General features: G+C 44.5%; 16 protein-coding genes and 1 pseudogene. 5 read left to right on the top strand and 12 right to left on the bottom strand.

Features of this window, described 5'->3' with window-relative positions; genetic code table 11:
• From L1D50_RS13230 to pilB, 5 genes and pseudogenes are all read left to right on the top strand, one after another.
• Nucleotides 1-273, top strand: a pseudogene (locus L1D50_RS13230) (hypothetical protein); the annotation flags it as partial.
• Nucleotides 274-283: 10 nt separating this feature from the next.
• Nucleotides 284-1,513: a type II secretion system F family protein gene (locus tag L1D50_RS13225; protein WP_239966192.1), complete on the top strand. Its 1,230-nt coding sequence runs from the start codon at nt 284-286 to the stop codon at nt 1,511-1,513.
• Between the two features lie 133 nt (nt 1,514-1,646).
• A complete protein-coding gene (locus L1D50_RS13220) occupies nt 1,647-2,525 on the top strand; it encodes an A24 family peptidase (protein ID WP_239966191.1) in 879 nt (292 codons plus the stop codon).
• A 9-nt stretch (nt 2,526-2,534) separates the two neighbouring features.
• Nucleotides 2,535-3,164, top strand: a complete 630-nt coding sequence (gene coaE / locus L1D50_RS13215) for a dephospho-CoA kinase (protein ID WP_128725959.1) — start codon at nt 2,535-2,537, stop codon at nt 3,162-3,164.
• Nucleotides 3,165-3,273: 109 nt separating this feature from the next.
• Entirely contained in the window at nt 3,274-4,950 is a 1,677-nt protein-coding gene (pilB, locus tag L1D50_RS13210; protein WP_128725960.1) for a type IV-A pilus assembly ATPase PilB, read from the top strand.
• A 596-nt stretch (nt 4,951-5,546) separates the two neighbouring features.
• On the opposite strand, the gene rlmM is transcribed toward pilB, so the two are convergent.
• The 12 genes from rlmM to hemA all read right to left on the bottom strand — a co-directional run bounded on the left by rlmM (nt 5,547) and on the right by hemA (nt 16,967).
• Nucleotides 5,547-6,632: a 23S rRNA (cytidine(2498)-2'-O)-methyltransferase RlmM gene (rlmM, locus tag L1D50_RS13205; protein WP_045961995.1), complete on the bottom strand. Its 1,086-nt coding sequence runs from the start codon at nt 6,630-6,632 to the stop codon at nt 5,547-5,549.
• A gap of 13 nt (nt 6,633-6,645) precedes the next feature.
• Nucleotides 6,646-7,014 carry a DUF423 domain-containing protein gene (locus L1D50_RS13200; RefSeq protein ID WP_128725961.1) on the bottom strand — a complete coding sequence of 123 codons (369 nt, stop codon included), beginning with the start codon at nt 7,012-7,014 and terminating at the stop codon, nt 6,646-6,648.
• Nucleotides 7,007-7,645, bottom strand: a complete 639-nt coding sequence (locus tag L1D50_RS13195; RefSeq protein WP_239966190.1) for an alpha/beta family hydrolase — start codon at nt 7,643-7,645, stop codon at nt 7,007-7,009. Before L1D50_RS13195 ends, L1D50_RS13200 begins: the two co-directional genes overlap by 8 nt.
• Nucleotides 7,642-8,547 carry a transcriptional regulator GcvA gene (locus L1D50_RS13190; RefSeq protein WP_128725963.1) on the bottom strand — a complete coding sequence of 302 codons (906 nt, stop codon included), beginning with the start codon at nt 8,545-8,547 and terminating at the stop codon, nt 7,642-7,644. Before L1D50_RS13190 ends, L1D50_RS13195 begins: the two co-directional genes overlap by 4 nt.
• A gap of 85 nt (nt 8,548-8,632) precedes the next feature.
• Nucleotides 8,633-9,487: a 3-deoxy-8-phosphooctulonate synthase gene (gene kdsA, locus L1D50_RS13185; protein ID WP_010370475.1), complete on the bottom strand. Its 855-nt coding sequence runs from the start codon at nt 9,485-9,487 to the stop codon at nt 8,633-8,635.
• A gap of 10 nt (nt 9,488-9,497) precedes the next feature.
• Entirely contained in the window at nt 9,498-10,748 is a 1,251-nt protein-coding gene (locus L1D50_RS13180) for a DUF819 family protein (RefSeq protein WP_102056259.1), read from the bottom strand.
• A 36-nt stretch (nt 10,749-10,784) separates the two neighbouring features.
• Nucleotides 10,785-11,651 carry a tetratricopeptide repeat protein gene (locus L1D50_RS13175; protein WP_128725965.1) on the bottom strand — a complete coding sequence of 289 codons (867 nt, stop codon included), beginning with the start codon at nt 11,649-11,651 and terminating at the stop codon, nt 10,785-10,787.
• A gap of 149 nt (nt 11,652-11,800) precedes the next feature.
• Complete coding sequence (locus L1D50_RS13170) at nt 11,801-12,175, bottom strand: SirB2 family protein (protein ID WP_029215915.1); 375 nt, start codon at nt 12,173-12,175, stop codon at nt 11,801-11,803.
• Between the two features lie 8 nt (nt 12,176-12,183).
• The gene (locus tag L1D50_RS13165) at nt 12,184-13,725 is read right to left on the bottom strand and encodes a response regulator (protein WP_128725966.1); all 1,542 of its coding nucleotides are present in this window, start codon (nt 13,723-13,725) and stop codon (nt 12,184-12,186) included.
• A gap of 47 nt (nt 13,726-13,772) precedes the next feature.
• A complete protein-coding gene (gene prmC, locus L1D50_RS13160; RefSeq protein WP_239966189.1) occupies nt 13,773-14,615 on the bottom strand; it encodes a peptide chain release factor N(5)-glutamine methyltransferase in 843 nt (280 codons plus the stop codon).
• Nucleotides 14,615-15,703: a peptide chain release factor 1 gene (gene prfA / locus L1D50_RS13155; RefSeq protein WP_128725968.1), complete on the bottom strand. Its 1,089-nt coding sequence runs from the start codon at nt 15,701-15,703 to the stop codon at nt 14,615-14,617. The genes prmC and prfA overlap by 1 nt, the downstream gene beginning before the upstream one ends.
• Nucleotides 15,704-15,710: 7 nt before the next feature.
• On the bottom strand, nt 15,711-16,967 hold the full coding sequence (gene hemA / locus L1D50_RS13150; protein ID WP_128725969.1) for a glutamyl-tRNA reductase: 1,257 nt from the start codon (nt 16,965-16,967) through the stop codon (nt 15,711-15,713).
• Nucleotides 16,968-17,049 lie beyond the last annotated feature (82 nt).

Raw genomic sequence — 17,049 nt, 5'->3', positions numbered from 1 at the left:
TTCTTGTACTCGTTAGTTAGTGGCATATTGGCAATGCCTATTCCACAACTATTCGTATCTATTTTAATTGGACTTTACTTAACAGCCGTCCCACCCAAGTCACATCCCATTGGAAAGCAAGAAAATAAGGTTTTTACAGCATTGATTTTAATATTATTTGCAATATACTCTATCTTGGCTTATACCAGTTACCAATGCCAATCTCCTTTTATATCTGGGCCCAACTTTTGGCTCAATGGGCAGGTATCTACTGAGTTTTGCAGAGAATCATAAGAGACTATAAATGAATATAAAAAACAACCAAAGCATTGATACCTTTTTATGGTCAGGTGTAAATAACCGCGGCAAAAAGCTTGAAGGTGAAATGACTGGGCAGAGCGTTGCTTTGGTTAAGGCTCAACTTAGAAAGCAGGGCATTACCCCATCAAAAGTAAAGCGTAAACCAAAGCCTTTATTTGGACTATCGGCGGGTAAACAGAAAATTACCTCAGCCGATATTGCAACAACTACACGCCAAATAGCCACTATGCTAATGGCTGGTGTTTCTTTAGTACAAACATTAGATATGCTTGCTCGTGGCATCAAAAATAAAAGCTTATCTAAGCTAATTGCCCATATAGCTGATGAAGTAAAAGCAGGCCAACCTCTCGCGAAATCTTTAAGAGCCTACCCAAGATATTTTGATGAGCTTTATTGTGACCTTGTCCATTCAGGGGAACAGTCTGGTGCACTAGATACCATATTTGACCGCATAGCACTTTATAAAGAAAAAACAGAAGCACTAAAGTCCAAAATCAAAAAGGCGCTTTTCTACCCTATTGCGGTAATTGTCGTCGCACTAATAGTAACCACTATCCTTTTGATATTTGTTGTACCTCAATTTCAAGATATTTTTGCCGGTTTTGGGGCAGAGCTCCCCGCCTTTACGCTAATGGTTATCGCGATTTCAGAATTTATGCAGGAATATTGGTGGGTATTTATACTCGGTATTGGCCTATTTGGTTATACCTATAAAGAAATGCTTATTCGTAGTCCTGCGGTAAAGCATTTTAACGACCGTATGATTTTACGTTTGCCTGTTATCGGCGATATCCTTAAAAAGGCAGCCGTGGCGCGTTATGCTCGTACGCTTTCGACTACCTTTGCAGCAGGTGTACCGCTTGGTGATGCGCTCGATTCTGCTGCAGGTGCTTCTGGTAATATTATTTACAAAAATGCAATTACTGAAATTAAAGCAGAGGTTAACTCGGGTAACCAAATGCACTGGGCGATGCATAACACCAAAGTCTTCCCTGATATGGTGGTGCAAATGGTGTCTATTGGTGAAGAATCAGGCTCTTTAGATGGTATGTTAGCAAAGGTTGCTAACATCTACGAACAAGAAGTCGATGATGCGGTGGATGGTCTTTCTAGCCTATTAGAACCACTCATTATGGTGGTACTCGGCGTGCTGATCGGTGGTCTTATCATTGCCATGTATTTACCGATATTCCAACTAGGCTCTGTTATTTAATTTTGTTCACAAAATTACACCATTTAGAGGTGCAGTGTTGTGCCTCTCAATAGTGCTGTGTGGTAAACTGCAAAAACCGATACCGAGCATGCCTCGAAAATTTAAACAAAAAATATAAGCAAGCGCACAACCTATGCAAGATATTATCAACTTGATGCAAACCCAGTTATGGTATTGGTTACTCACGGTCGGACTCGTTAGCCTTTGCATCGGCAGCTTTCTCAATGTGGTTATTCTTCGCTTACCAAAAATGATGAAGCAGAGCTGGCAATCAGAATGTCGCGTGTTGCTCGCTGATGAGCTACCCAAACAAACCACTGAAGCCCCAGTGTTTAATCTGGTAAAACCAAATTCTCAATGCCCCAGCTGCAAAACACCAATTAAAGCGTGGCAAAACATTCCCCTGATCAGCTGGCTATTATTAAAAGGCAGATGCAACCACTGCGATGCGTCAATCTCTGTACGCTATCCTTTGGTAGAGCTAACAACCGCCCTACTCTCCACATGGGTTGCGTGGCATTTTGGTGCCACTTTAGAAGCCACTCTGTACATTTTGATTACTTGGGTGTTAGTCGCACTTACCGTCATTGATATCGACGAAATGTTGCTGCCCGATCAGTTAACACTACCAACTTTATGGTTAGTACTGGTTGCCAGTTGTTTTGGTGTTGGCATCGAACCCAATAGCGCCATTATTGGTGCAGCAGTTGGATATTTAAGTTTATGGAGTGTGTATTGGCTCTTTAAATTACTCACAGGTAAAGAAGGCATGGGCTATGGCGACTTTAAACTGTTAGCTATATTTGGTGCATTGATGGGCTGGGAAGCAATTCTAACTATAGTGCTACTTTCAAGCCTAGTCGGCTCAATTATTGGTAGCATCCAATTAAGTGTTCAAGGCCGAGATAAAGCTACACCTATTCCGTTTGGTCCTTACTTAGCCATTGCAGGCTGGATCACCCTAATGTATGGCGAGCAGCTGCAGCTGTGGTACGTAAACCTAATAACGTAAAGTAAGACAATGCTAAAAACGAAGAATTGGATTTTAGGAGTAACTGGCGGTATTGGAGCGGGTAAAACGGCGATCACTAATCACTTACAGCAAAAAGGGGTAGTGGTTGTTGACGCAGATATCGTTGCACGAGAAGTAGTCGCGCTAGGCAGCACTGGGCTGCAAGCGATTGCTGATGAGTTTGGCAGTGCCATTTTACAGCCTGACGGCAATTTAGACAGGGCCAAGTTAAGAGCCATTATTTTTGCTGATGCAGCTAAAAAACAGTGGCTTAATGACCTACTTCACCCGTTAATCCGTAACGAAATACTCGCGCAGTTAAACTCAGCACAAAGCGATTACGTGGTTTTAGCGGCGCCTTTGCTGTTCGAAAATGGCTTAGAGCGCTATTGCGATGCCACTTTACTTGTCGATGTCGCTGTTGATACGCAAATCGCGAGAACAACCAGCCGAGATTCGGTAGATGCCGCGCAAGTAAGCCGTATTATCGAGTCGCAGTTACCGCGCTCAGAAAAACAAGCAAAGGCGGATTACATACTAGACAACGACCGGCCACTACTTGAAAGCCTGCAACAGGTAGATAGGTTACACAACGAATTTCTTAAACTAGCACAAGTGAAAATAAGTCTAAATAATTAGGCTAGACTTGGCTGTAAAACTTAATCTACACTCATTGTGAAAACTTGGCATTTTTCCAACTTAATGATAAATATTGAATATGCATTCAATGTGAAGGCAAAGAGGTACTATGGAACATCATTCCCCGCTACTGCGTAAATTTATTACCCTAGGGCGAGTCACTGCTGAGCAAATAAAGTCTCGCCAGTCAGAAGCAAACACCACTGCCGAGTTGATTTGCTTAAGTTCAGGAATGAGCTCCAAAGAGCTAGCTGAAGAATGCCTAGACTTATTCAAGGTGCCATTTTTTAATCTTGATCACTTTAACGTTAGTGAAATTCCGCCGGCGCTAGTCAAAGAAAAGCTGATCCGTAAGCACCATATTTTACCACTGGTACAAAAAGGTAGAAAACTCTACGTAGCGGCTTCCGATCCGACTGATTTTGGCGCATTTGAAAATTTTGAGTTTAGTACTGGATTACAGTGTGAAGTACTGGTAGCCGACTACAAAAAACTCGAAGCAAAGATTGATCAGCTGTTTGATGCAACGGGCGGCCTCTCGATTTCTGAAGAGGAGTTTAAAGAATTTGCCGATTTAGAAGTCGATGACGAGCCTAAACAGCAAACCACCAACGAAGATAAAGACGATGCGCCAATCATCGTTTATATCAATAAAATTTTAATGGATGCGATAAAAAAAGGTGCGTCGGATCTGCACTTTGAGCCTTACGAAAAAAAATACCGCGTGCGCTTTCGTATCGACGGCCTATTGCATGAAATGGCAAGCCCACCAAACACACTCGCGACGCGCCTCGCCGCCCGTATTAAAGTGATGGCGCACTTAGACATAGCGGAAAAACGTAAACCACAAGATGGTCGCATTAAACTAAAAATTTCCGAACGCAAAAGTATCGATTTCCGTGTGAGTACACTGCCTACCATGTGGGGCGAGAAAATCGTAATGCGTATTCTAGATTCGTCCAGTGCCATGCTCGGCATTGACGTGCTAGGTTATGAGCCTGAGCAAAAGCAACTTTACCTCGACGCACTAGAGCAGCCTCAAGGCATGATTTTGGTAACCGGCCCAACGGGCTCTGGTAAAACCGTGTCACTTTACACTGGCTTGAATATTCTTAATCAGCCAGAGCGCAATATCAGCACCGCGGAAGACCCTGTAGAAATAAACCTTGAGGGTATTAACCAAGTACAAATCAATACCAAAGCGGATATGACTTTCGCAAATGCCTTGAGAGCATTTTTGCGTCAGGATCCGGATGTAGTGATGGTTGGTGAGATCCGTGACCTTGAAACCGCTGAGATCTCAATAAAAGCCGCCCAAACTGGTCACTTAGTATTGAGTACGCTGCACACCAACTCTGCGCCTGAAACGCTCACCCGCCTATTAAACATGGGCGTGCCGGCATACAACGTAGCAAGCTCGGTGAGTCTGATTATCGCCCAGCGTCTCGCAAGACGCCTTTGCCCTAAGTGTAAAACACCCGAAACGCTGCCGGAAGAAGCCTTGTTAGGGCAAGGCTTTACTGCCGAGCAAATTAAAGAGATTACCCTTTTCGCGCCTAAAGGCTGTGAACACTGCACCGATGGTTACAAAGGCCGTGTGGGTATTTATGAAGTGGTAAAAATCACGCCGGAGCTTTCGCATCTGATCATGGAAGGGGGTAATTCTCTTGAGATTGCCGAAAAAGCGGAGCAGTTAGGTTTTGATAACCTACGTAAGTCTGGCCTGAAAAAAGCCGCCGCAGGGGTGACATCGCTTACAGAAATCAACCGTGTAACGAGTTATTAAGACAGATTGATTAAAACAAAAAGATCGCGATGTGAAATCGCTCCTACAACTGAGCTAGCCACTGTGTAGGTACCCTTTACGCGGCGAGCTTGATAAAAAATATCGCGATGTGAAACCGCTCCTATAAATAAGCGAACATCTGTGTGGGAGCCACTTTATACGGCGAGCTTGATAAAAAAGATCGCGATGTGAAACCGCTCCTACAACTAAGCTAACCCCTGTGTGGGAGCCGCTTTATGCGGCGAGCTTGATGAAAAAATCGCGATGTGAAACCGCTCCTACAAAAAGCTCCCCCCAGTGTAGGAGCCGCTTTATGCGGCGAGCTTGATGAAAAAGATCGCAATGTGAAATCGCTCATACAACTAAGCTCCCCCGTGTGGGAGCCGCTTTACGCGGCGAGCTTGATGAAAAAGATCGCGATGTAAAATCGCTCCTACAACTGAGCTAACCCCTGTGTAGGAGTCGCTTTATGGGGCGAGCTTGATGAAAAATTGCGATGTGAAATCGCTCCTACAACTAAGCTAACACCCGTGTGGGAGCCGCTTTACGCGGCGGGCTTGATGAAAAATATCGCGATGTGAAATCGCTCCTACAAATCAGCTGTACAAATTTTGCGGCACTTTAAGCACATTAATATGTACCGTGACTTCCTCACGGTCATGATATAGGTGCTTTGCTTGGATCTCATAATCTACATTGTACTTTTGCAGCTCTTCATGGATAAGCGTAAGACATTCATACACACTGTCGAAGCGTTTTTTCATCGGTAGCTTTAAGTTAAAGATCAGCTCTCGAGCAAACGCATTCACCACCCAGTCCACCATTAAATCAGCAACACGCGTTGGCTTTTCGACCATATCACACACTAGCCAATCAATATTGCGTTTTTCTGGGCGGTATTTGAATCCATCTTCACGATAGTGCTTCACTTGTCCCGTTTCCATCAGGTCGTCATTCATCGGGCCATTATCGATTGAGGCGACAAACATGCCACGGCGTACCAGCTGGTATGTCCAACCGCCAGGACAAGCACCTAAATCAACGGCTCGCATCCCCGCACGTACACGTGTCTCTTGCTGGTCTTTAGGCACAAAGACATGGAATGCCTCGTCTAATTTTAGCGTCGAGCGACTTGGTGCGTCCGACGGCATTCTCAGACGCGGGATCCCCATAAAAAATGGCGAATTGTTATCACTAAACGAATAACCAACATAAGCGGTATTATTGGCAAGAAACAATACATGTAATACAGGCTTGGCAGGTTTTACCTCACGAGTCAGCTTGTTTTGCTTCTCGAGTGCCTTAGACAATGGGGTTGAAAACTTTTTACAGAATTTAGAAAGTTCTTTTCCTTCATTAGTATCTGGCGTTTCAACGCGCAGCTCACCACACAAAGGAAAGCCTTCCACAGCCGCTTTTATCACGCTCACCCTGTCTTCAATCGGCATATGGGTATGTAAAGTGCCAACAAACCACTGCCTTGCAAACACCAGTTTCTTAAAGTCGATTTTCTTCGCTAAGGTCTCAGCATCATTTGGCGAAAAGCACTCAAATGTTACAAAAGCAGTATTCGGCTTAGCCTTTACGTAGCCAGCAATTCCATGCTTTGCAGCATAATGATTAATTTCGGCTGCGGCGTCACTTTCAAAACCACCGCGACAATAGATAACGATACTCGACATTAGATTCTCTAGATTAAAAGGAAGATTTAGCAGCTTGAACTATCAATAAAATCCAAGCAATTAAAAAACAGGTACCACCGATTGGGGTGATTGGCCCTAGCCATTTCATGCCCGTTAAAGCTAGTAAGTACAGACTACCACTAAATAGCAGTACACCAGCAATAAAGAAACCACCAGCAATTTGCACCTTGAGGCCCCATTTGATTAAAAACGCGGTGGCAATAATGGCAAGGCCGTGAGTCATTTGGTACTGTGCAGCCGTATTAAAAATACCAATGGCATAGTCGCTCAAACGTCCTTTGAGACCGTGAGCGGCAAACGCGCCGAGTGCCACAGACAATAAACAAAACACGCTGCCAATAATCAAGTAGAGCTTAGCCATGACAGAGCTCCTTAATAAAATTCGCCGCTATCGCGGCGGCATTCGCGCGGCTATCTGACTCGCTTACACCACTCACCTTACGTGGTTTGAGTGAATGGTCACCATCTTTGAGCCACTTCACCATAACTTGTTCGGGAAAGCACATGGCATCAACCTCTGTGCGATTGCCAAAGGTATCGCGTTCGCCTTGTAAAATGAGCAGCGGGCATTTCAACTCAGGAAAATGATCCACTCTGAGCTTTTCCGGCTTACCAGGCGGATGGAATGGATAGCCAAACGCAAGTACTCCTTCCACCTTTACAGTGGTTTCACAGGCCAGCATAGATGCCATACGCCCGCCCATTGATTTACCACCAATAAAAAGCGGTAGACTTGGTTCTACTGCTGCCAGTACTTGTTGAAAATACGCGAGTAGCTTAGGAGCACGCTCAGGTGGGCGTTTTTTCCCTTCTTGTTTGGCTTGCTGCATATATTCAAAATCAAAGAGCCCAACTTGAACGCCCTTAGAAACAAGCAATTTAGCCATTTCTTGCATAAAATCACTATCGCTTCCTGCACCTGCACCATGGGCAAAAATAAACTGTGCAACTGGGTTTTCAGCATAGTGCCATTCGATATTTACTGCGCTCATAAACTATTTAACTCTTGTTCGTGTTCTACCATATCAAGCATCCATTCTTTGAATGAAACTATTTTACCCAGCTCTGACTGTGACTCTCTAAATACCAAGTAATAGGCATTTTTACTTTCGAGGTGGTGACTAAATGGAATAACCAGTCGCCCTGCATCTATATCCGGTCTTGCCAGTACGCTATTGCCCAGCGCCACGCCTTGGCCGTGAATTGCTGCCTGTAACACCATAGAAGAGTGACTGAAGATAGGCCCGGTATTTACTGCCACATTTCTGACCCCAGCGGTTTTCATCCATGCTTTCCAAGCACGACGCGTGGTGTCATGAAGCAAAGTATGCTGGGCCAAATCGCTTGGCTGATTAAGCGGTTTGGGGCCAGTTAACAAAAACGGGCTACACAATGGCACGAAGTACTCGGTATGTAGCTTATGGGTTTGCACCCCATTCCAGTTACCACGACCGTAGTAAATCGCGACATCAACGTCGTCCGTTAACGAGTTGTCGTCGTGATCTTGGGCTTTGATCCGTACGTCGATTTCAGGGTGCAACTCGTTAAAGTTACTCAGCCTTGGTACCAACCATTGAATTGCAAAGCTCGGCGTCAAACTCACCGTTAACGACCCTTTTGCGCCTCGCGCTAGGAGCTTTTCAGTCGCATCGATTAATTGTGAAAAAATATCTTTAATATCGAGGTAATAGCCCTGCCCCTCCTCAGTTAATAGTAAGGAGCGATTTTTGCGCAAAAACAGCTTTAAACCTAGATGTTCTTCTAAGATTTTAATTTGATGACTAACCGCAGCTTGAGTGACGTATAACTCCTCTGCTGCTTTGGTAAAGCTCAGGTGTCGTGCCGCCGCCTCAAAGGCTTTTAATGCATTTAATGGTGGAACTCGTCGTGACATTCATTCATGCCTATAAAAAACCCGCTAACCGCGGGCAAGTAAAATCCCCAAACAACATCTAATTATGAGGTCGCTTGGGTATAGATTATAAATCAGCTGCGCTGGTGTCCAGTGGCGCAAAACTCTTAACTAGCTCATCTACCGCTTTCATCTGTTGTAGATAGCCTTCAAGTTTAGCCAATGGCAATGCACAAGGACCATCACACTTAGCTTCATTTGGATTCGGATGCGCTTCAATAAAGAGTCCAGCTAACCCAAGTGCCATACCGCTACGAGCAAGCTCAGCAGCCTGAGCACGGCGGCCATCAGCAGAGTCGCTACGACCACCCGGACGCTGTAGCGCATGTGTCGCGTCAAAAATAACAGGAGCCATACGCTTCATGTCATCCATGCCCAACATATCCACGATCAGGTTATTATAGCCAAAGCTACTGCCGCGTTCACAGAGGATAACTTTGTCATTACCCGCTTCATTGATCTTCTTAATGATATGGCGCATTTCATGTGGCGCTAAAAACTGTGGTTTTTTCACGTTAATCACCGCACCAGTTTCTGCCATAGCGACAACTAAGTCAGTTTGACGGGCAAGGAACGCCGGTAACTGGATCACATCAGCAACTTCCGCAACGGGTTTTGCTTGGAATGGCTCATGTACATCGGTGATCACCGGTACATTAAAGGTCTTTTTGATTTCTTCAAAAATCTTTAAGCCTTCTTCCATGCCAGGGCCACGGTAAGAATTGATTGACGAGCGATTGGCTTTATCAAATGACGCTTTAAATACGTATGGGATCCCAAGTTTACTCGTCACTTCAACGTAATGCTCCGCGATTTGCATTGCCAAGTCACGAGACTCAAGCACATTCATTCCACCGAACAGCACGAACGGTTTATCGTTTGCAACTTCTCGTCCCGCAACGTTAATAATATCTGTATTCATTTTTTATCCTTTAGCTGCCTATCACACGAAGCAATTGTCCGCATAACCAAGCCATATAAGTACCAAGGGCATAACCAAGCACCGCCAGTAACACACCGACCGGAGCAAGCGCCGGGTGGAACGCCGAAGCCACCACTGGCGCAGATGCCGCACCACCAATGTTTGCTTTACTGCCAACGGCAACATAAAACACAGGTGCTTTAATTAATTTAGCAACGATAAATAACAAACCAACATGCACGGCCATCCAAATAACACCAATAACGACGTATTTAGGCGCCTCAACAATTTTGGTGATATCCATGTGTAGACCAATGGTTGCTACTAAAATATATAAAAAGCTCGAGCCAATTTTTGACGCGCCAACCGCTTCATATTGACGTGCTTTGGTAAACGAAAGTGCCAGACCTATGGTCGTAACGAGGACAATGATCCAAAACAGTTTGCTATGAAGAGAGAACTTCTTCAGTTCTGGGTAGTTGCTACTAAAAAATGGCACCAGTAAGTCTGCAGCAAAATGCGCAAACCCCGTTGCACCAAAAGCAAAACCAACTAGGATCATCAAGTCTTTGAGTTCGGGTTTTCTTGCGTGCTCGGCTTCAAATGCTTGTACTTTGTCAATTAGGCGGTTGATTGAAGAAGTATCCGCCCCTGTTCGCGCATCGATTTCTTTATTGCGCGCCGCCATGTAGAGCAAACACGCCATCCACAAGTTTGCGACAACAATATCAACCGTTACCATGATGGTGAAGATTTCTCCGCCTGCGCCGTAAATCTCTTTCATCGCGACCATATTGGCACCACCACCAATCCAGCTTCCTGCAAGCGCGGCCATGCCACGCCATACGGCTTCTGGGCCAGTTACACCAAGTAGCTCAGGCATAAAGGTAGCAGTAAGTAAAAGCGCAATTGGGCCACCAATCACCACACCCACCGTTCCTGTCAGGAACATGATAATTGCCTTTTTACCCAAAGCCGCTATCGATTTTAGGTCAATACTTAGTGTCAATAACACCAAACAAGCGGGTAATAGATAATATTTTGCTACCGTGTAAACATCATTATTGTTGCCATCAACGATACCAAAGGTATTTAATAGAGATGGTAAGAAATAACACATCAACAGCGCTGGCACGTACTTGTAAAACTTAGCCCAAACTCCGCTTTTTTGACTTGATGTGTAAAAAACAAATCCCAGTATAACGGCCAAAAGGCCCATAATTACCGCGTTATTGGTAACGAGCGCAGCGCTTTGCTCCATAAATCCTCGCTGTTATTATTTTTTATATAACTATGTTTAATGCAAAATATTATTATGATCAGCCAACTCTTTGATCTGATGCTGGATCACTTCAATGGTTGGGTCGTCCGGACATTCATCAACGAAAAACTGTAAGTCGTCTTTTGCCATCTTCGGACAATTTAACTGGTTGAGTAGATAGCCTCTATCACGACGCTCATAAGGATCATCGCCTAAGATATCCATCAATTGCTCGACGCAACTTAACGCATGACCAAACTTTTCTGCCGCAATAAACGCCCACTTTTGCTGAGACAAATAAAGCTTCAACGACTCTTCGTTAAAAATAAGCTCCATCGGCTCTTGGTCTTTTTCTTGCTCTTTGTCTTGGTTGTTTTCGTTTTCTGGAATTATGTACCAGCTCTGATGACCTGAGCTTGGCTCAATGACATAACCCTCTTCTTCGCTAAATGCGACATGCACGATAATCTCCCCTTGACTTAGAGCAAGGCTTGCCTCTAACTTCGCTCGTTCAAGCAGGTGCACTAAAATAAGACCCAATGCAGTATTAGTACCACTGCGCATAGAAAGAGCGTAGCAAACACTGTTGAGCTTGTATTCTGGTACCTTTTGACTGCTACCACTGAATAGCCACAGGGTATAAAAAGCGTCCAAGATTTCATCTAAACATTTATGTTTGCTTGCGTGCTTATGGCGAATTTCATCCACGGCAAATTCAAGCTCTGCTAACTGACACAAAGTTTCATTGGTATCAGCTTGTGCATCCCAACTTTGCTCAGCCTTGATACAGCGGATCAATGGCGGATAGGAAAATGCATCTGAATTGTCATCGAGAGATAAGTCATTCTCATCTAACCAGATATCATTCTTCATAAAATTCGGTTTCTCTTGAATTGCTTTCATTTAGAACGACTAGTTTACCACTTTTTGTCATATTCCCAAGGGGGGAAATTTAGTAATACCAATCTATCGTTCACTGAAATAGTAAAAATGTTTACTTATTATGGAGATATAGAAGCGCTCGGTGATAAGCCAAGCGCCAATTGAAATGCTTAAGCAAAGAAGCCTTGTTTGCTTACGGCGAGATGCGCGATGGCCATTAGTACTAATGTTGCAGCGCCTAGCGCCAAGTATTTGGTCTTTTTAACACTTGCTTTTGCAATTACAAAACCCAGCGCAATATAACCAAACACTAAAACGATTTTTTGTAGCAGCCAAGGTTGTTGTGCAGGATTCAGCCCCGCCGTTACCGCCAAAATAACAGCCGTAACTAGCAATAAAGTGTCTACACTGTGGCTGGTAATAAACACACCTTTGTTTGTTGCTAACTTACCAGAGCCCAAACGCGAAAACGCGCGAGTGTAAAATAGTACAATACTCAATACCACAAATAATAAGTGCGTATGTTTTAACGCCATGTAATCCATATCATTCTCTAATCAGGGAAACGTTGTAGGATCAATTCTAACTCATTAATACAACGGTTGAATACATCTACGAGTTTAGGGTCAAAGTGTTTTCCCTTTTGCGCAGTAATCTCTTTTTGCGCATCTTCTTGGCTCCATGCCTCTTTGTAGCAACGTTTATGGCGTAAGGCGTCATAAACATCGGCTAGTGCCACTATACGACCATAAAGGTGTATTTCATCGCCTTTTTTGCCTTTAGGATAACCGCTACCATCCCATTTCTCATGGTGGTCTCGAGCGATTAACGCGCCCGCACTGACAATCTCACGACGAGAGTCTTTTAATAAGTCAAAGCCTTTGTCTGTATGAGTTTGCATGACTTTCCATTCTTCATCATCCAGCTTGCTAGGCTTATTTAAAATCGTGTCGGGAATACCAACTTTACCCACATCGTGCAGTGGTGAAGCCATTTTCACCAGCTCAGCCTCTTTATCAGAAAGCCCCATTTCTTTGGCAAGCGTATGACAAAGATATGCCACCCGCTTCACATGATTGCCAGTATTGGTTGAATGAAGTTCAAGTGCTTCACTTAAACGGATCACCAACTCTTGCTGGGTATCTTCAATTTCGGCTTGTAGCTGTACATTTTCGTAAGCAAGCTGCATATTCTGGGCAAAAATATCAATTAAATGACGCTGGGTTTCTGTTAAGAACTCAGGGATCCCAGACACAAACAGCATTGAGGCGTGATTGTAGTCACTGGAGCAATACGCAAATAGATAATTGTCTTTGTATACAATGTCTTTATCTTGTAGTGCTTTTAAGCAAGCATCCATTTGATCGCTGCTGAGCACTTCCGAAATTGGCTTACCCTCGCTACTTTCAAACTCTCCACGCCCTGCAAATACAACCAGTTGATCGTTCGTTTGACCAGCTTCTTTACCCGCTGCAAGTGATGTGGCATACATAGCTTGGTCGACCGTGCCTATCAGCGAAGTAAGTTGCTGTAGCACGCCCTCAATAAAGCTCTCAATGGAGTGAGTTGCGAAAATATCACGAGAGGCTTTAATGATTTTCTCAAGCCCTTGTCTTGATTGGTCTATGGCAAGAATGTCACGATATGAACGCAAACTCGACATCACCACAGTAAAGAGTTTTTGCGCGGTGAGTTCTGTTTTCGACTTATAGTCATTGATATCATAGTTAACGATAACTTGACGCTCTGGTGCTTGACCTGGCTGGCCGGTCCTCAAAATAATACGGATATGGTTGTTTTTGGCAGTTTCACGAATGTATTTTGCGACCTGCAAACCCGCATCGTCGGTTTCCATAACCACATCCAGCAACACCACCGCAGCATCGGGATTGGCATCAACGATTTTCTTTGCCTCTTCACCGGAATAAGCGCTAATAAATTCCAGACGCTTCTTTTGAAACTCAAAGTCACTCAGTGCCAATTTTGTCACTGCATGCACTTCGGGCTCATCATCGACAATAATGACCTTCCAAGTGCCTACTTTTTCAGGTTCAACTACGTCAGCGGGTTCGTCTGAAAACAAAAAATCATCCATATTGCGGATCCTATTGAAGCGCCTAACTTTCGTGTGAGTTCGTAACTTTACGGTAACACTGCCAAAGTCACTCTATCACACCCTGCCATATCTTTTATTGTAAGTATATTAATATACGCCATTTCTGCAAAAAACTGTTGGATCTTACCTGCTTGCTCAAAGCCATGTTCAAGTAGCAAATATCCCCCCGAGTTCAGGTGTAGCTTGGCCGTCCTGATGATATGAAAAATATCAGCATAGCCATTGTCATCCGCAACCAGCGCGCTGAGCGGCTCAAATCTCACATCACCTTCTGACAAGTGATGATCGGCTCTATCAATATAGGGTGGATTACTCACAATCAAATCAAACTTTTGCTCTGCAATTGCGCTAAACCAATCACTTTGCAAAATCGACACGTTATCGAAGCCCAACTGAGTTTGGTTAGACTTCGCAAGCGCCACGGCGTCTGCTGAAGTATCTAGCGCAGTGATCTGCCAAGCGGGATATTCACTCGCCAACGCCAGAGCAATCGCACCTGTACCTGTGCCTAAGTCTAGCACCTGAGCGTCATTTGGCATATTGAGTGTTAAAACATGCTCGACCAGAGTTTCAGTATCTGGCCTTGGGATAAGCGTACTGTTGTTGACTTTTAAAGGCAGACTCCAGAACTCCCTTTGACCTGTAATGTGTGCCACGGGCTCTCCCGAAACACGCCGTGCGATACATTCTTCGAATCGCTGCTGCTCTATTGCAGAAAGCTCCGCTTCGGGCCAAGTAAAGAGATAAGTGCGGTTTTTATCGATAACATGGAGCAATAACACTTCGCTATCGAGCTTTGCTGACTCGGAATGTGGTAGCAGCTCAGAGGTTGCCCAAGTAACGGCTTGGGCAATGTTAAATGTTGACATTAATCGCTTTCGCTCATTGCTGCTAGCAGATCAGCCTGATATTCAATAACCAGCGGGTCGATAACAGCACCCAACTCACCAGAGATCACTTCATTAAGGCGATAAAGTGTCAGGTTGATACGGTGATCGGTTATACGGCCCTGCGGGAAGTTGTAAGTACGAATACGCTCAGAGCGGTCACCGCTACCTACTAGATTACGACGTTCAGAAGCTTCTGCTGCCGCACGTTTTTCATCTTCAGCTTGCTGTAAACGCGCACTTAGTACAGACAGCGCTTTCGCCCTATTTTTATGTTGTGAACGTTCGTCCTGACACTCAACCACAACGCCTGTCGGCAAGTGAGTGATACGAATAGCAGAATCGGTTTTATTGACGTGCTGACCACCGGCACCTGACGCACGGAAAGTATCCACTTTTAGATCCGATGGATTAATTTCAATGGCTTCTGCCTCTGGGATCTCTGCCATCACGGCAACCGTACACGCAGAGGTATGAACACGGCCTTGAGATTCGGTTTCAGGAACTCGTTGCACACGGTGAGCACCGGACTCAAACTTAAGTTTGCCATAAACTCCATCGCCGCTTATGTTAGCGATCACTTCTTTGTAGCCACCGTGCTCGCCTTCGTTAGCGCTCACGATTTCAACGCGCCACTTTTGCGTTTCTGCGTAACGGCTATACATGCGGAATAAATCACCAGCGAAAATCGCCGCCTCATCACCGCCCGTTCCCGCGCGCACTTCCAAGAATACATTGTTATCATCTTTTGGATCTTTTGGTAGCATCAATACTTGAAGGTCATCTTCAAGCGCAGCAATGGCAGCTTTTGCTTCTTTATACTCTTCCTGTGCCATTTCACGCATGTCAGGATCCGAGTCTTTTAGCATTTCTTCAGCAGTTGCAACGTCTTCCTGAGCCTGTTGATAGGCTGTAAACGCTTTAACTACGTCTTCTAATTCTGAAAACTCTTTTGACAAGGCGCGAAAGCGGTTCTGATCGCTAATCACCTCAGGCGAGCTTAGCATCGCTTGAACTTCTTCATAGCGCTCTACTAAGGTTTCTAACTTACGATATACAGACTCTTTCATTTACTCGTTATTCCTGCTCAATACCTAATGTTTGCTTGAGTTGCGCTAACTTATCTATATCGCCCTCTTTCGCAGCCTCTTGAATGGCGCGTGTTGGAGCGTGTGTTAGTCGATTACTCAGCTTATTTGCTAATTCAATAATAATTTTATCTGCTTCTTTGCCCGATTGTAGCTGATTTAGTGCTTTGTCCACGAGCTCATTTTTAATTTCTTGCGCGCTTTGTCGATACTGCCTAATGACATCCACTGAATGCAGCGAACGTTGCCACTCGGAAAACTCTTGCGTGCGTGTATCAATGATTTGCTGCGCTTCGATGGCCGCTTGTTCACGGCTGGCCAAGTTTTCATTGACTATTGCCTGAAGGTCATCGACTGAATAAAGATAAGCGGCATCCAACTCTGACACTTGGCTTTCGATATCGCGAGGCACCGCAATATCGATAAATAACATTGGCTTATGACGACGCTTTTTAAGCGCTTGTTCGACTACTCCCTTACCTATTATTGGCAAGGTGCTCGCAGTAGAACTGATAACAATGTCTGCGCTTGGCAGCGCATCAGGCAACTGCGCCAGAGAAATAACACTACCGCCAACTTCTGTTGCTAGGTTTTGTGCACGCTCAATTGTGCGGTTAGCTACGGTGATTGACTTTGGATTGTGCTGTGATAAGTGCTTAGCGACTAACTCAATTGTCTCACCAGCACCGATAAGTAACACCTGAGTTTTATCCAATTGACCGTAAATATGCTTTGCCAAATTAACAGCGGCATACGCCACTGAGACAGCACTTGCACCAATATCAGTTTCGGTACGCACTTGCTTCGCCACCGAAAAAGTTTTTTGGAATAAGCGTTCAAATGTTGGCTGAATTGCATGGTGCTGTTTGGCTGTACTAAAAGCTTGTTTAATTTGGCCAAGAATTTGTGGCTCACCTAAAACCAATGAATCAAGACCGCAGGCAACTCGCATTAAATGGTTCACCGCATCCTGATTCATATGCACATAGACATTTTCTGTTAAGTCTCGTTGCTCTATGTTATGAAAATCTGACAACCAACCGAGTAGTGCTTGGGGATCAGCAGACTCAAGGCTACAATAGATCTCGGTTCGATTGCAGGTCGACACAATCACAGATTCTTTAAACTGCGAAGAATGTTGGAGTTGGTGCAATGCTTCTGTAAGCTGTTCTGGAGAAAACGCCACTTTTTCACGTAATTCTACAGACGCGGTTTTGTGATTGATACCAAGTGCGATGATGGTCATAGATGCCAGTATTGCTCGAGCCCTGCTTTAAAGCTGGCAATTTTACCAAAAATCAATCGAATATGGAAAGTAAGGAAAGACC

Source organism: Pseudoalteromonas sp. Isolate6 (assembly GCF_022398435.1).
GTDB lineage: Bacteria > Pseudomonadota > Gammaproteobacteria > Enterobacterales > Alteromonadaceae > Pseudoalteromonas > Pseudoalteromonas galatheae.
Note: the sequence above shows the minus strand (reverse complement) of the source record. Positions and strands in the feature narration are given on the sequence as shown.

Excerpts from the sequence above, each read along its gene's own strand:
- L1D50_RS13225 (WP_239966192.1), top strand. The coding sequence starts at position 284 with ATGAATATAAAAAACAACCAAAGCATTGATACCTTTTTATGGTCAGGT.
- L1D50_RS13220 (WP_239966191.1), top strand. The coding sequence starts at position 1,647 with ATGCAAGATATTATCAACTTGATGCAAACCCAGTTATGGTATTGGTTA.
- coaE (WP_128725959.1), top strand. The coding sequence starts at position 2,535 with ATGCTAAAAACGAAGAATTGGATTTTAGGAGTAACTGGCGGTATTGGA.
- pilB (WP_128725960.1), top strand. The coding sequence starts at position 3,274 with ATGGAACATCATTCCCCGCTACTGCGTAAATTTATTACCCTAGGGCGA.
- rlmM (WP_045961995.1), bottom strand. The coding sequence starts at position 6,632 with ATGTCGAGTATCGTTATCTATTGTCGCGGTGGTTTTGAAAGTGACGCC.
- L1D50_RS13200 (WP_128725961.1), bottom strand. The coding sequence starts at position 7,014 with ATGGCTAAGCTCTACTTGATTATTGGCAGCGTGTTTTGTTTATTGTCT.
- L1D50_RS13195 (WP_239966190.1), bottom strand. The coding sequence starts at position 7,645 with ATGAGCGCAGTAAATATCGAATGGCACTATGCTGAAAACCCAGTTGCA.
- L1D50_RS13190 (WP_128725963.1), bottom strand. The coding sequence starts at position 8,547 with ATGTCACGACGAGTTCCACCATTAAATGCATTAAAAGCCTTTGAGGCG.
- kdsA (WP_010370475.1), bottom strand. The coding sequence starts at position 9,487 with ATGAATACAGATATTATTAACGTTGCGGGACGAGAAGTTGCAAACGAT.
- L1D50_RS13180 (WP_102056259.1), bottom strand. The coding sequence starts at position 10,748 with ATGGAGCAAAGCGCTGCGCTCGTTACCAATAACGCGGTAATTATGGGC.
- L1D50_RS13175 (WP_128725965.1), bottom strand. The coding sequence starts at position 11,651 with ATGAAAGCAATTCAAGAGAAACCGAATTTTATGAAGAATGATATCTGG.
- L1D50_RS13170 (WP_029215915.1), bottom strand. The coding sequence starts at position 12,175 with ATGGATTACATGGCGTTAAAACATACGCACTTATTATTTGTGGTATTG.
- L1D50_RS13165 (WP_128725966.1), bottom strand. The coding sequence starts at position 13,725 with ATGGATGATTTTTTGTTTTCAGACGAACCCGCTGACGTAGTTGAACCT.
- prmC (WP_239966189.1), bottom strand. The coding sequence starts at position 14,615 with ATGTCAACATTTAACATTGCCCAAGCCGTTACTTGGGCAACCTCTGAG.
- prfA (WP_128725968.1), bottom strand. The coding sequence starts at position 15,703 with ATGAAAGAGTCTGTATATCGTAAGTTAGAAACCTTAGTAGAGCGCTAT.
- hemA (WP_128725969.1), bottom strand. The coding sequence starts at position 16,967 with ATGACCATCATCGCACTTGGTATCAATCACAAAACCGCGTCTGTAGAA.